Here is a 15313-nt window from a genome sequence, read left to right as displayed (position 1 = left end):
GAAGCTTTATTGTGGCTGTTCAAGGTGGGTTCTGCCGCCGGAAACGAACCTTTTTTGAGCTTAATGTCTACCCTAAGAATGACCGCTATCTGATTACCGGCCTGCCAGTGGCGGAAGATCAGTTTGGCATCGAGATGTTTATTCAGATGGGCATTTCTGCACCACTGGCGGGATTGGCCATATTCCTGCTTATGTGGTGGTTTTTCCGTAGTATTCCCCTGGTCATTGCTCCCATGATCGTTGCCATGTCGACGGTTCTGATCGTTATGGGATTACTGATCGGGATGGGTTTTACCGTGCATATCATGTCGTCCATGATCGCTATTTTCCTGATGCCTATTGCGGTGGTGGACTCCACTCATATTTTGTCGGAATTCGCCGATCGCTTTCGTCCTGGAGAAAAGCCAAAGGCGGTAATTAAGCAGGTGGTAGGTCATCTGTTTACACCGATGTTATACACCTCCATCACATCTGCCGTTGGCTTTCTGTCGTTAATGTTAACTCCAATCCCACCCGTTCAGATTTTTGGAGCTTTCATTGGTTTTGGTATTTTTCTGGCATTCCTGCTGACCATCCTGTTTATTCCAGCCTATGTCTCCAGAATGAAACCGGATGCACTGGCTTCCATGCAAGCGGCCCTGCACCGCTCAGAGGACGGTGGGCGTATACAGCGTTGGCTACCGAAGTTGGGCAATCTGGCCGTTGGGCGATCCCGTTGGGTGCTGATCTCATTTCTGGTTCTGTTTGCAGTGAGCGTACAGGGCATTACCAAAATTCAGATCAACGACAACCCGGTTAACTGGTTCAAAGCCAATCATGAGATCCGTGTTGCCGACCGGATACTCAATGACCACTTTGCTGGCACGTACGACGCATGGCTTGTGTTGGAACCCAGTGAAGATCAGGCACCTCAGACGCAATTCGCTACTTCTTTCAACCAGATCGCTCAAGAAGCCAAAGCCGATGGTATTGAGTTACCCGCTTTTATAATGTCTGAAAGTAATGATTTTTCAGCAGCGCTTTCCGACTTGTTGATTGATCTTGATGACCGCCTCTTTGAAGCGAGTGCTCGGGAAGCTCTCTGGCTTGAACGACAGCTTTCCTTAACGGAGCAGACGCAACTATCACTGAAGTCCTTTCAGTCACCGGCTGTGTTGAATTGGATGACAGGTCTACAGAACGCACTGGTCGACAGCGGCCTGGTTGGCAAGGTTAATGGCTTACCCGACATCGTTAAAACCGTTAACCGGGAACTGCAAAGTGGCGAACCTGATGATTTTGTCATCCCTGATACATCAGCGGGCGTTGCCCAGACATTGCTACAGTACCAATCCTCTCATCGTCCACAAGACCTCTGGCATTTTGTCACCCCGGACTATCGCCGCAGTCTGATGTGGCTGCAGCTGACCAGTGGTGATAATCAGCATATGTCGCAGGTTGTGGACTTTGTGCAGCAGTACATTGCTAACAATCCGCTACCAGACGGGTTGAATTATGGCTGGGCAGGCAAAGCCTATCTGAACATTGTCTGGCAGGAAGCCATGGTGAACGGAATGCTGGACAGTCTGTTGTCGTCCTTTGCTGTGGTCTTTGTCATGATGGTCGTGCTTTTCCGATCTATTAAATACGGCATTCTGGCCATACTTCCGTTGACGTTTACTATCACCTTTATTTACGGGCTGATTGGTTGGCTGGGCAAAGATTATGACATGCCTATTGCGGTACTCTCCGCTCTGACCCTGGGGCTGTCCGTAGACTTTGCAATTCACTTCCTGGAGCGCTGCCGGGAGATTTATAAAGAGACCGGCTCTGTCACAGAAACACTGTCCGAAATGTTTCAGGAGCCCGGCCGAGCCATTACGCGCAACGCCATTGTGATTGCCGCCGGTTTCACACCGCTGCTGTTTGCACCGCTGGTGCCGTACATTACGGTGGGCGTATTCCTCGCCAGTATTATGGCGGCATCGGCACTGGTAACACTCCTGCTGTTACCCGCCTTGCTAAAAACCGGTCATGTTTTTCTATTCAATAAACCGGTAAAAGGAACTCCGAACAACGCTGAGAAACGCGAGGTTCTCTCATGAAAAATGCGATCAATAACATCAAGAAAGCACTGATTGGAGCCACCTGTGCAGCAATATTGGCTATGAGTGCATTCCCCGTCATGGCTTCAACTGCTTTAACTGATGCTAACGAGATTGTACGGCAGGCGAACCTGGTTTCGTTTTATGCCGGTAACGACGGCCGGGCTGAAGCACGAATGAAAATTACGGACAATCAGGGCAGGCAACAGCTGCGTCAGTTCACCATTTTGCGACTGAATCAGGAGCGTGGCGGTCGCCAGGATATGATGGTGTTTTTCAGTCGCCCCAGTGATGTCAGTGGCACGGTATTTCGTGTGGTGCGCCAGCCGGGAGCCGACGATGATCGCTGGCTTTACCTTCCAGCCCTTGATCTGGTGAAACGTATTTCATCCGGTGATCAGCGAACTTCCTTTGTTGGTTCTGATTTTTTCTATGAGGATGTTTCCGGTCGTGACCCTCAGGCAGATATCCATCAGTTAAAAGAGACGACAGCAAACCAGTACGTTTTGCACAGCCAGCCAAAAGATGCTGGTGCCGTTGAGTTTGCTCATTACATTAGCTGGATCGACCGAAGTACATTGTTGCCCATGAAAGTGGAGTACACCAATCAGCAGGGTAGCGTCTATCGTCGCATGGAAGTGGACAAGATAGAGGACATGCAGGGCTTTCCGACTGTGCTGCAGGCGACCATCAGCGATCTGGAACGTGGCAGCACCACTGTTATGCAAATGCGAGGCATACGATATGACCTTGGACTGCCCGCAACTATTTTCAGCGAACGCAGCCTGCGCACACCGCCAACCCGCTGGCTAAGGGGTAAATAATCATGAGGCGCCACTGGTCCGGATTATATATTCCCTTGTTGGCTGCAATATTGGCAATCTCGCCTGTGCAGGCGACGGATGAATGGTCTGACGATGGTTGGGATGATGATAGCTGGGGAGGCGAGTGGCAAGAAGCACCACCTTCTCCATGGGTATTCAGAGGCTTTGCAGAAGCCGGTTATGGTCGTCGAACCGGGGACGACCCAGCGACTAATCAATCATCAACCTTAAGTGAAATACGCGGTCGACTGTCGTTAGATTACGTCGCCGATAATTGGCGACTGGATATGCAGACTGAAACACTTTTCGATGACGTGGCGAATGATACAGAGTGGACCATTCGGGAAATGGCGCTGTCCTTTAGCCCTTTGGATCAGCTGGATATTAAAGCCGGTCGGCAGGTTGTTACCTGGGGCATCGGGGATTACTTGTTCTTGAATGATCTTTTTCCAAAAGATTGGCAATCATTTTTTTCAGGTCGTGATGATGAGTATCTCAAAGCCCCCTCTGACAGTCTCAAGGCCAGTTTGTTTGCCGAGTATTTTAGCTTTGACCTGGTGTGGACACCTGAGTTTGAGCCAGACAACAGCCTGACCGGAGAGCGTTTCTCTTTCTTCTCGCCCGGTGCAGGAACGACTGTAGCTCCTGATCCGATACTCAATCCTGATGAGCCAACAGGCAGCACACTCTCAACCCGACTGGCAACCAACCATAAAGGGGTAGAGTATGCGCTCTACGGTTACTCAGGTTACTGGCCAACACCACAGGGAATAAGCAATCAGGGGCAAATGTTTTATCCCGGATTGAACGGCTGGGGAGGCAGCGTTCGGATGCCTGTCTCCAGCGGGCTGTTTAATGCCGAATTCTCCTGGTATGACAGTGAAGATGATCGTGATGGTACCGATCCCAATATTCCGAATTCGCAGCTGCGAGGGCTGTTGGGATATGAACGGGAAATGGCTAACAACTTAACGGCAGCGGTTCAGTATTATCTGGAGTGGACTGCCGATTATGACTCACAACAGTTAAATGCCGCCTCTCCTGAGTATTCTCAGGATGAATACCGCCAACTGCTCACCCTTAGACTGACGTGGTTGACGATGCAACAGAAGCTGAACTGGTCACTGTTTTCATTCTGGTCGCCCAGTGATGAGGATGCTTATATACGACCCAGTGTGACATACCGGGTTAACGACCAATGGACCGTAGCCACCGGAGCTAATCTTTTTTGTGGCAACCGTGAATACAGTTTTTTTGGTCAGCATGAAAACAACAGTAATGCCTGGGTCAGAGCCCTGTCTCTTGATCACAAATAGCTACCTTGTTCTATCATTTCTCACTGATAAAACAGGTCATGCTTCCACTTTCTCCTAAACCATGGTCAGAACTAACTTTTGGATGTGCTGATTTGGGCGATACTCGACGTACAAAACGACTTGTCAAAGTTGCTGCCGAGCTTTCAGCTCATACCGGTAATTCTTTGTCATCTTCATGCGAAGGTTATACCGCACTGGTAACTGGAGCTTACCGGCTGATTGAGAATGAGGCCGTAAAGCCTGAAGCAATAGCTGAGGCAGGCTTTCAGGCAACTGCCAAAATAGCGAGACAGTCTCGCCTACTTCTGGCTCTCGAAGATACAACAACCCTGGGTTATAAACATGCTGTCAGATCCGAGCTTGGTGATCTTGGAGGTCCTGAAGGCTCTAAAACCAGAGGATTCCACGTCCACTCTGTCTTCTTGGTTGATGCGGATACAGAGCGAAGCATTGGGCTTATTGATCAAGAACGATGGGTTAGAGAGGACGTTCAGCGGGGGAAAAAGAACCAACGTCGTCAGCTACCTTACGAGGGAAAGGAAAGCTTTAAGTGGCAAAGAGCCTCTGAAAACACAGAACAAAGGATGGGGGGTAAAATGCCTGACATCATCAGTGTTTGCGACCGGGAGGCGGATATATACGAATATATGCACTACAAACTGGATAACCGACAGCGGTTTGTTGTAAGAGCTACACAAAACAGAATCCTGGTGGATGGCGAACTCTTATTATTTGATTCCTTAGCTCAGACTGAAGTGTTGGGGAAATATACGATAGTGGTTCCTCAAAAAGGAGGTAGAAAGAAGCGAAAGGCAACGCTGCAGGTCAAAAAAAGAAGATGACAATACAGGCGCCGCAAAGGCCAGGCGGCAGGCCGGAACCGGTAACTATGAATATTGTGTCGGCTGAAGAGATTGGCAATGACTCCGAAGACCGTTTGCACTGGGTACTATTGACAACTGAAGATATTGAAACATTCGAAGACTGTCGCTCTATCATTCGATTTTACGAGCTCCGATGACGAATAGAAGAGTTCCATAAGGCTTGGAAATCGGGAGCAGGAGTAGAAAGGCTTCGTCTGCAATCTCCGGATAACATTGAACGACTTGCGGTCATATTAATGTTTGTCGCTGTCAGACTAATGCAAATCCGTGAAGCATTAATGTTACCGAATGACAGGCAGCACAAAGACAGAAAGCTTTGGAGTGAAAAAACACTCGCGAATGAGGTGGTCAGTGATGATGAATGGCAGGTTCTCTGGCTAACCTATGAAAAAAAAGCGTTGCCCGATAAGCCGCCAACAGTCACTTGGCTGCTTCAAACGATTGCTCGGCTTGGTGGTTGGGGTGATTCAAAGCATACAGGGCAGCCCGGCTGGTTAGTGGTATGGGAAGGCTGGGCGAAATTGCAGGATCGGGTAAAAACCTGGCAGATAGCCCGGCAGTTCAGCGCTGGAGAGATGTGATCAAGAGTCAGGTCAGAGCCAGGTTCAGTTTTTGATATCAATAGTCAACAAAAATAACACAACAGGAGAACAACAATGACGGTCGAAAGAGCGGTTTATTCCTTTGCCGGATTTATGGTGCTGCTATCTCTGGCACTGACACACTGGGTGCATCCGGGTTTTGTCTGGTTCACCGTATTTATCGGTGCTAACTTGTTCCAGTTTGGTTTCAGCGGCTTTTGTCCTGCAGCCATGGTATTCAAAAAACTTGGGCTGAAAACCGAACGCCAATGTGCCGGACAAGTCTGATTCATGCCCGCTGCCTTGCAGATCTGTGTGGGGCATCTCTATGCTTTCAATCTCTGTTTCCAAATAAAATGTGAGCTGCCGCCTAACCGTTATTCTATCTGGGTAGCTATCAGTTTATTGTTCATGCCCCCGCGCTACCGATCCAGCATAACTGTTTTCGAAAAGTATAATCCCCGTAGAAGTAGGCTATGTGATGAGTCAAACAGTTTCCTGATTACCACCGACCCTACGTCGTGAGCCAGCTGCTATAATAAACGTCGATAGTCATGTGTTTTGGAGGTAAAACTGATGTGTAAAAACACCATTCAGTTCCAAAAAGGCCTTGGCATTATGCAATTTCTGGCTAATTACGGCAGTGAAGAGCAGTGTGAGAACGCGCTGTCCTCTTGGCGCTGGCCAGATGGCTTCCAATGCCCGAAGTGTGGCTCCCGCAGTTTCTGCAAGCTTCACCGGAAAGCTGAATTCCAGTGCAATTGCTGCCGTTGCCAAACCTCGCTTACCAGTAACACTATCTTTGACTCAACAAAGCTGCCTCTAGCTACCTGGTTTCTGGGTATCTATCTCGTCACCCAGAATAAAGCGGGGATTTCTTGCCTGACGCTTCATCGACAACTTGGCATTTCCTACAATGCCGCATTGCGCATGAAACACAAACTCATGCAGGTCATGATGGAAAGAGATAACAGCTGGCAGTTGAGTGGTTTTGTTCAGATTGATGACGCCTATTGGGGCGGAGAGCGCCACAGAGGCCGCCGGGGCAGAGGCTCAGAGAACAAAGCCCCCTTCGTGGCCGCAGTTCAGACAGATGCTGATAACCACCCTATCTACATGAAGTTCAATGCCGTTGATAACTTCCGGCGAAAAACCATTCAGGAGTGGGCAGAACATGCCCTGAAAAAGGGTGTCCGGGCCGTCAGCGATGGCTTGTCCTGTTTCCGGGGTATTGAAGATGCCGGATGCCAGCACACAGCCATCATTACCGGTGGTGGGCATGCATCCATGGAGAATGAGTTGTTCACCTGGGTAAATACCATGCTGGGAAACGTGAAAACAGCGATTACCGGTACTTACCATAAGCTCGACCCCAAGCATCTGGGCCGTTATCTATCAGAGTTCAACTATCGGTTTAACCGGCGTTTTGATATGCCTTCAATGATCTCAAGGCTAGGTCGGGCTGCAGTCAATACAGCACCGATGCCGGATCGACTTCTCAAACTGCCAGACGTCCAGTGGAAACCGGGTTAGCCATCAACCGATAATTGAAAGTCAGTTGACGTATTAATATCATTATTTCGAATGATGATGTGGGTCTTTGCTTGTTCGGAGCGGTTATGAAACCGAATTTAGTTGATAATCTGGAGAACAAGCCGTCATGATGCCTGCTCCACCGGTAATACTGGAGAGGTTCTATTATTTCTTTACCGGGTTATAGACATAAAGAATGAAAAGCTGCACGTATATTCTTAAATTATCTTTCCCTGTGTCATGACGTACGATCAGTGGTAATCAGGTTTACTTTTGATGCTCTGTATATTATTGCCAGCAGTGAATAGTCCGGCGAGCTGACCACCATGCTGGCCAGGGTCGCCGATAATCAGGACCGCTGATTGTTTTGATGGCCGGTGCGGTGCTGATTATCGTGATGGCGATTCTGACACTGATGCTGGATCTGAATTCGTTGATGGGAGGCGGTGCTGTTGGCTGAGATCCTTCTCTTGCCAGATGGTGTAAGATGGCTGTAAGGGCAACCTCACCGGTTACCCGGTTTTCACAAATAGAATGATGGTTATTGAGTCAGAGAGTTTGACAGCTCTTTCCAGTACCAGCCTGGTGTTAAGTCATTCTGAGCACAACCGCTGTTTCCACCATTATTTTGATTCCCCCTGGTGGCCACGGTTCCGTCCTTTCTGAGGGCTGCAAAAGCACTGGCGATAATAAAAATTGTCATGGCCGGTTTATTCAGGATTACTTAACTCAAGCTACGCTGCAGACAATCTTTTCAGTTGCCGTAAACGTAACTATTCAGCACTGAGCAAAGGCATATTACAGTAATTCCGAACAGCTCTATGAAGTGATTGATATATGTCCATTCCCTGTTTTCTGGCAGACGACAAATAGCTGCGAATCCGTGCAAACATAGAACCACCGTCTGCACTCCTGAAGCAGCCTGAGATTTTCTGCTTTAACTTGGCCATTCGAACATCCCGCTCACTGCCATTGTTATCGAAGGGAATGGTAAAATCTGACATGAAGCGCAGTGTCTCAGCCTTGAACTCAGTGAGTCGTTTGAAGAGATTGTAAGCTTTAGTATTCTTGTAACTATTCAGCACTGAGCAAAGGCATATTACAGTAATTCCGAACAGCTCTATGAAGTGATTGATATATGTCCATTCCCTGTTTTCTGGCAGACGACAAATAGCTGCGAATCCGTGCAAACATAGAACCACCGTCTGCACTCCTGAAGCAGCCTGAGATTTTCTGCTTTAACTTGGCCATTCGAACATCCCGCTCACTGCCATTGTTATCGAAGGGAATGGTAAAATCTGACATGAAGCGCAGTGTCTCAGCCTTGAACTCAGTGAGTCGTTTGAAGAGATTGTAAGCTTTAGTATTCTTGACTTTCTTGCGCTTAAGCTCCTCTCGTTGCTTCTCCATATAGACGACTTCTTTCATTAGAGCCCGCTGAAGCAACCGGTCATAAATCTTCTCGATTCGTTCACAGACAACACTTGGCATCTGTAGCATACCTATGGTCTTAAAGCCCTTGCAGTAATGCCAGGAAAGCCTCAGTAGCTTCATCAATCGCAACGCCAGTTGATTGCTGTCCCTATCAACAACACCCAAAAGCTCCCTCAGGTGATGGGCATTGCAAAGTACGTGAGTTGCCGCATATGCAAAATAGGATTTCCAATGATCATGAACCAGAACGCCTGCAAATGTTAGCAGTATGCCCATCGTGTCCATGGCCTCACGACCTCGCTTTTCAGACAAGTAGTAGAGCGTCCATTGTTCATCCCGCATAACGTGTAGCCAGTGCAAAGAGCCCTCGGCCCGCATACCCGTTTCATCGGCTCCGGCAACAGACGATTCCCGCAAGGCGTCACGAATAACCTCTTCAGTAGAAGCCAGATTTTCATAGGTTCTGGCCACAAAATTGGCGACAGTGCCTGCACTTACACTCATTTTATAGAGAGTATTAAAATACTCTGACACGCGCTTAAAAGGCAGGAAATGGTATTGGTTAAGATAGACGGCCATAGCCTGTGTGGCTGAGCCATATTGTGCGGCAGCGGTAACACCTTCCGGGAATTCAGCCTGATTCCGACAACCACAAGTGCAGATTTTTACTTCAGCTCTATGGGCCGTTACTTCAAATTCACCCGGTCTCCCTGGTTCAAACACCTGTCGTTCAATATATTTGACCGGCTCACTATCAAGAAGAGACGCCTGACATTTATTGCATTCTTTAACTGGAAGGTACTCAATATAGTCAGGGATATCGACCTGTTTAAGACAAGTGCCCTGATGCCCTTTCTTTCCACCGGCTTTATTACCAGAAGACTGTCTCAGACTTTTAGGATTGGGTTTTTCATCCGATGGATCGGTACCTTTATCTGCGGAAAGGTCGTCAGAATGATCTGGAGAATTACTGTTTTTACAAGGTTTTTGATAACCATCAGACGATGGCGGCTTGCTGCTGTTTTGACTGTTCTTGCCAACCTTTTCTTCCAATTCTCGACATCGCTCTTCCAGACAGGCAACTCTCATCCGCAGCTCTGCATTCTCTTTCAAGAGAATCTCAGCCGACATAGTTGCGGGTAGTTCTGGAATCATGCTGGCGAATATTGTGGAAAAATGGTGCTTAAGAGGATGGTATAAAAATCAGAAAATTCCAGATTTATGTGGGGGTGCTGAACAGTTACCCGTAAACACAGGGACACCTGCCTCATTTTTGGTCATTAGCTGCAACACAACCTGATTCAGGTCAGAATGGTGGTCACCGCTGTAGCCACAGTAAATATGGATGCTGCTTAAACAGGGTTTTCATTACTGTTAGAGACACCGACTGTATGAAGGCAATTTAGGTTTTTCCATTTACAATATTCTTAACCAAATCTAACTGATAAGATTGTTTAGCAAGCTCTGATTTAACATCTGAGTTTTCTTTGGTAAGACGGGAAACCTTATTTTGTGCTTCTAATAATTCATATTTTCGATCTTTTAATTCCTTCTTCATAAGATCATATTTTGCAGAGAGAACATCCAACTGATGTTTAAGTCTGCTTTTTTCCAACTTCAGCGTTTTACATTGATTAATCCATTCACTATCGGTATCGGGTTTATTTTTATAGTTTTCACTAAATCCTCTGGCAAAATTATTGGATGTATCTTGATTGAGTCTTGGATCACATGGCCCCAAAGAAGCAATCTGTTTGCCAGTCAATGTTTGTTTTGCAAAAGCCGTGTGGAAATGAGGCCGCTTAATATTATCTTCAACTACTACTATGTCTGCACGCTCTGGAATAAACGGTCTTTTAACACCGATTCTTGTTTGTTGTTTGGCATGATCGGGTATAAAACCCAAGGTGTTTCCCGGGTATCCAAGAGATTGATTACAGTTCATATATTACCCAAAATACTTTCAGTTTCGTTATATTGAGACAAAAAGTTATACAATAAGTTCAATATCGAATCATTTAGATAGTGATGAGTGATGGCAAGCCTAACGCCAAATTCAGCAATGTTCAGCAATGTTCAGCAATGAGTGTGCCGCAGGCGCAGTTCGACACTTTTCTGGAGTTTACTTTTCAGCTTTGTAATTGAACTATAGCGGGTTTATCCGGTCGATTAACATACCATGAAGACATGAACTGGCTGATGAAATAAGTATTGTCATACCTCCTATGTCGACTCCCGTATCAAACCACCCTGCTATTATCACTTCCCCAACGACCGTTGGTACTGAGCCATTACCGGACAGCAACAACAGAAAGCGCTATTTCTCCGGGCACAGGGTTCAAACCGTTGACAGGAAAAACAGGCAAATTCAAGAGGATTTTACAGAGCAGTCGTGTGAATCGAAACGGTCTCCAAAAAAACGCCGTTGTTGGCAACGTGTGAATACCCGAGTGAATGGCACGTCAGCATCGACTGGGCGGGATTCAGCTTTACCCATGATGGGGCATGAAGTCAGCGCCTCACGACCTTCTGTGGTGAATACCCATCCACAGGCAATGGTGATTGGCCCGGGTGATGATCCCTCTTCCTTTTTTTCTGTTGAACACCTGACAGAACCCCTGACAGAGCCACCTGAATCGTCAAGTGTTGATCAGGAGCCGGACCACAGCGAAATCATTGCCAGGTTTACCGCCACTCAGCAACATCAAATAACGTCATGCCTGAGTCACCCGGGCGTCAAAACGGTACTTTCCAAGGCCTGCACTCTCCTGCAAACACTTGAACAGAGAGGTATTCAGTTATCCATGGATAGAAGCGTCCCTCCCCTGCCTACTCTCTTTGCAAAACTGAAGCGATTCAATATTGTTACCGAACATCAGGATTGTTCCAGGTATTTTCAAAAAGCCAATGTATTTTTTTCGGCAGTGAGCAAAACCGTTAACAACACTGCCAGTTTAACCAGCATGCTGAAGAGTAAGAGCAGTGTAACCCAGCTTGCGGGCATGGACGATGGGGATTTGGCAGCAATTGCTGCCATTCCGTTTTTAAAGCAGATTGCCTCCATGTGTAATGGCAAAGGCTTACCGGAAAAGGCGAAAGTGGACGACTTACTGACGCTGGGCTGCCTGAAAATGCAATGGCGGGGTGATGACGAGGTAGTCATGGATAAGCCCCTCGACCCGGGACTGGTCTCCAACATTTCCTCGATGTGTAATAGCAGAGGCTTGCCGGAAAAGTCGAAAGTGGAAGCCTTCCTGAAGCTGGATTGCCTGAAAGAGGGATGGCCGGGCATGGGTGAGGCGGTTAAGGACAAGCCGCTCGACCGGCCACTGGTTACCAACATTTCTTCCATGTCTTCTGGCAAAGGCATACCGGAAAAGTCGAAAGTGGAAGCCTTTCTGCAGCTGGACTGTCTGAAAATGGGATGGCTGGGCAATGATGAGGCCGTTAAGGACAAGCCCCTCGACCGGGCTCTGATCACTAACATTTCCTCCATGTGTAATAGCAGAGGCTTACCGGAAAAGGCGAAAGTGGAAGCCTTCCTGAAACTGGGCTGCCTGAAAATGGGATGGCAGGGCAATGATGAGGCCGTTAAGGACAAGCCCCTCGACCGGGCTCTGGTCACTAACATTTCCTCCATGTGTAATGGCAAAGGCTTACCGGAAAAGGCGAAAGTGGAAGCTTTTCTGAAGCTGGATTGCCTGAAAGAGGGATGGCAGGGCATTGATGAGGCCGTCAAGGACAAGCCCCCCGACCGGGCGCTGATCACTCATATTTCCTCCATGTGTAATGGCAAAGGCTTACCGGAACAGGCGAAAGTGGAAGCTTTCCTGAAGCTGGGCTGCCTGAAACAGGGGTGGCAGGGTATTGATGAGGCCGTTAGGGACATGCCGATCGACCGGACACTGGTCACCCATATTTCTTCCATGTGTTCTGGCAAAGGCTTACCGGAAAAGGCGGACGTGGAAGCCTTCCTGAAGCTGAGCTGCCTGAAACGGGGATGGCAGGGCATTGATGAGGCCGTTAAGGATAGCCCCCTCGATCGGTCGATGGTCACCCACATTTCCTCCATGTGCTCTGGCAGAGGCTTGCCGGAACAGGCGAAAGTGGAAGCCTTCCTGAAGTTGGGCTGCCTGAAAAAGGGATGGCAGGGCATTGATGAAGCCGTTAAGGACCAGCCGCTCGACCGGGCACTGGTTACCAATATCTCCTCCATATGCCATCGCAAAGGCTTACCGGGAAAGGCGAAACTGGAAGCCTTCCTGAAGCAGGGCTGCCTGAAACAGGGATGGCAGGGCATTGATAAGGCTGTTAAGGACCAGCCGTTCGACCGGGCGCTGGTCACCCATATTTCCTCCATGTTTAATAGCAGGGGCTTACCGGAAAAGGCGGAAGTGGATGCCTTCCTGAAGCAGAGATCCGAAAAAAAACGGGATGATGAGGTGATTTTTATAAAAGAAGGGATAACCGGGTTAATTGCATTACCTCATCGTATCAACGACCAGGCTCCGTTATGGATGGCAGAAAAGTCCGTCAAAATGGAAGTCGATGAACACAGGCAAAGACAAACAACGTTCTTCAGTCAGATCGACATACCAAACGATAGATCAATCAGAAAAAGCATTAATGAGTCTATAGCAAAGTATCAGGCTCTGGATGGCGAGCAAAGAGAGCAGTATTTAAAAGAGCGAATGTCCGCTCAAAAACACGATGGATCGATTTTTAGTGAATTAAAAGGTCAGGAAGAGGTCATCGCCAGGCGGGATATTTCGCAATGGGAGCTGCTGGGGCATTATGCAGGTAAGCAATACCATAATAATACATACCAACAGGGGGCGCGTGTCATGGGCGCTACCTTGGCAAATATTGACCGCTATAGCTTCACGCCTGCCAATGATGTTTTCATCTCAGCGTACAGGGAAGGAAATATAACATCGTTGATCAATGCTTACAGCACTTACGCCAGTAAGGAAAAAAATCCCCCGGAGCAAAATGTATCATTTCTAAGGCATAGGAATCAGCAAGGACAATGGGTGGTGTTTATTATTGCGATAAAGCCCATACCTGCGAATGAAATCCTTTGGATTGATTATGGTGAGCAATACTGGCAGGCAGCACGAAAGCCTATAGAAATTTCTGACGATAACTTTTAAGGAATTGTCCCGAAATAATTGCCACATTTTGCACTCGATCCCCGTTCATCCTGAGCTTGTCGAAGGGTGATTGGCACAATACATGAGGCCGGAGTTCACGACCTTCGACAGGCTCAGGACGAACGTTGTTTTGATATTCAGAAATGTGAAAATTATTTCAGGACTGCTTCTAAGCGCTTTGATCTGTTGTGTTGGTCGTGATTTTTATCGAATATTGATTTCTGGTATGGGTGCTGAAAGACGGTTGATATTCGGTTCAGCTGTCAATTGCCCGGTTATTGCAGTATCAATAATGGTCAGGAATTCGATGATAACATTTCCTTTGATGCATCGATTAGCTTTTAATGCTGCTTCAATCGTTGATCTTTGTTTCTGTAATTCTACTGCTTCTGAATACGTTAAATGAGACAGAGTAAGACGCAAGGATGCTTGAGTAAGGCTATAAGGATAAGCGGTTTTAGCTAATACAAGACAAGCATCAGCAGGTAGTAATGTTGAGCTTGATGACGAAAACCTTTCAGCTAATTGAGCTATAACAGCATCAGAGTTCTTTCGGGCTAATGAATACAACTCTTTTTGATAGTTTTTTTTACAGCAAACACTGGTGAATAAAGGCGTAACCCTTAACGAACTGAAAGCACATAGCGTCGATTTACTCAACGGCAGGTTTCTAACGTGATAGCTCGGATCAAACCCGGTAACGATTCCGCAAAATGGGTTTTCAGTATAAAATGCTTGAAAATACTCCATAACATTGGAAAGATTAATAAAAACCACTTCAATATTGTTTTTATTAATGATTTTTGCTAACTCAAGCATATCTTTTTTGGCAAAAAAGTCTGCATGAACAGGGATTATCTTGCATAAAGAGCAGGCTTTTTGGGTTTCTTTCAATCGTTGTTCAGAAGAAAAACAGTGATATCGCCCCATACCATTCCTGTTGTCAGAGTATTGGGTATGTATTTCTTCCCCTCTTGCGGGATAAAACTCAATTACTTCATGTCCAATTTTTTTAATTGCCTGGTCTAACCAAATCGTTTCCTCACGTATACTAACTGTGGGCAGGCTGACAATTAGTTGTTGTGATAGATGCAAAAGCCTTGGGTCATGGTCAACCTGAAAAACCATACGACAAACTTGAGATAACTCTGGTAAACAAGACAGTAAACATCCCTCTCCGGTAATAATGGATACCCCCCTTGATCTTAGGTTGGTAGACAGTTTAGATAAATTGTTGATTGTGTTTTTAAAGTCAAGTGTCTCAGGGGTAGGAAATTCATTACTAAACCAGAAAGATCCTGAGTCATCGTGTATTTTTTTTAATTCCGGAAGAGGAAATTTGTCATTAATCTGTTTTTCTATATTTGAAACACTAAAATTTAAGAATACCGGTTTCTTTTCTGACCTGTCATGCAAGCAATAGGGTTGTTTAAGTGCAGATCGCACAGCGTCAGCGTATGAGTAACTTTCCAAATTATTTATCCCATTTTTCTTTACTTTTTGT

The 15313-nt window shown here is 46.9% G+C and carries 11 protein-coding genes and 1 pseudogene; 8 read left to right on the top strand and 4 right to left on the bottom strand.

Annotation, left to right across the window (positions count from 1 at the left end; translation table 11 throughout):
- Positions 1–11: 11 nt before the first annotated feature.
- The 6 genes and pseudogenes from MJO57_RS26470 (at position 12) to MJO57_RS26435 (ending at position 7222) form a co-directional block, all read left to right on the top strand.
- Positions 12–2084 carry an RND family transporter gene (locus MJO57_RS26470; RefSeq protein WP_252020046.1) on the top strand — a complete coding sequence of 691 codons (2073 nt, stop codon included), beginning with the start codon at positions 12–14 and terminating at the stop codon, positions 2082–2084.
- A complete protein-coding gene (locus tag MJO57_RS26465) occupies positions 2081–2908 on the top strand; it encodes an outer membrane lipoprotein-sorting protein (protein ID WP_252020044.1) in 828 nt (275 codons plus the stop codon). The genes MJO57_RS26470 and MJO57_RS26465 overlap by 4 nt, the downstream gene beginning before the upstream one ends.
- 65 nt (positions 2909–2973) lie before the next feature.
- Positions 2974–4224 carry a hypothetical protein gene (locus MJO57_RS26460; RefSeq protein WP_252020043.1) on the top strand — a complete coding sequence of 417 codons (1251 nt, stop codon included), beginning with the start codon at positions 2974–2976 and terminating at the stop codon, positions 4222–4224.
- A 38-nt stretch (positions 4225–4262) separates the two neighbouring features.
- Positions 4263–5689: pseudogene (locus MJO57_RS33500) on the top strand (IS4 family transposase).
- A gap of 75 nt (positions 5690–5764) precedes the next feature.
- Positions 5765–5977 carry a DUF2892 domain-containing protein gene (locus MJO57_RS26440; protein ID WP_252020035.1) on the top strand — a complete coding sequence of 71 codons (213 nt, stop codon included), beginning with the start codon at positions 5765–5767 and terminating at the stop codon, positions 5975–5977.
- A 288-nt stretch (positions 5978–6265) separates the two neighbouring features.
- Positions 6266–7222, top strand: a complete 957-nt coding sequence (locus tag MJO57_RS26435) for an IS1595 family transposase (protein WP_252018141.1) — start codon at positions 6266–6268, stop codon at positions 7220–7222.
- A gap of 773 nt (positions 7223–7995) precedes the next feature.
- On the opposite strand, the gene MJO57_RS26430 is transcribed toward MJO57_RS26435, so the two are convergent.
- Both MJO57_RS26430 and MJO57_RS26425 read right to left on the bottom strand, forming a co-directional pair.
- Complete coding sequence (locus MJO57_RS26430) at positions 7996–8307, bottom strand: transposase (protein ID WP_252019089.1); 312 nt, start codon at positions 8305–8307, stop codon at positions 7996–7998.
- On the bottom strand, positions 8297–9811 hold the full coding sequence (locus tag MJO57_RS26425) for an IS66 family transposase (protein ID WP_252017330.1): 1515 nt from the start codon (positions 9809–9811) through the stop codon (positions 8297–8299). Before MJO57_RS26425 ends, MJO57_RS26430 begins: the two co-directional genes overlap by 11 nt.
- Between MJO57_RS26425 and MJO57_RS26420 the strand changes: the two genes are divergently transcribed.
- Positions 9810–9956 (top strand): hypothetical protein, encoded by a 147-nt coding sequence (locus tag MJO57_RS26420; protein WP_252020033.1) that lies wholly within the window; start codon positions 9810–9812, stop codon positions 9954–9956. The genes MJO57_RS26425 and MJO57_RS26420 overlap by 2 nt on opposite strands.
- A 102-nt stretch (positions 9957–10058) precedes the next feature.
- Here the strand turns inward: MJO57_RS26420 and MJO57_RS26415 are convergent, their stop codons facing one another.
- Positions 10059–10601, bottom strand: a complete 543-nt coding sequence (locus MJO57_RS26415) for a hypothetical protein (RefSeq protein ID WP_252020031.1) — start codon at positions 10599–10601, stop codon at positions 10059–10061.
- 550 nt (positions 10602–11151) lie between these two features.
- Here MJO57_RS26415 and MJO57_RS26410 point away from each other — a divergent pair.
- Positions 11152–13809, top strand: coding sequence for a hypothetical protein (locus MJO57_RS26410; protein ID WP_252020029.1), 2658 nt, complete (start codon positions 11152–11154; stop codon positions 13807–13809).
- Between the two features lie 204 nt (positions 13810–14013).
- Here MJO57_RS26410 and MJO57_RS26405 read toward each other — a convergent pair whose 3' ends face one another.
- The gene (locus MJO57_RS26405; RefSeq protein ID WP_252020027.1) at positions 14014–15282 is read right to left on the bottom strand and encodes a hypothetical protein; all 1269 of its coding nucleotides are present in this window, start codon (positions 15280–15282) and stop codon (positions 14014–14016) included.
- Between the last annotated feature and the right edge of the window lie 31 nt (positions 15283–15313).

Origin of the sequence: Endozoicomonas sp. SCSIO W0465, assembly GCF_023716865.1 — a bacterium.
In the GTDB taxonomy this organism is placed as follows: domain Bacteria; phylum Pseudomonadota; class Gammaproteobacteria; order Pseudomonadales; family Endozoicomonadaceae; genus Endozoicomonas.
The sequence above is the reverse complement of the archived record's forward strand: the minus strand, read 5'-3'. Positions and strand labels throughout refer to the sequence as shown.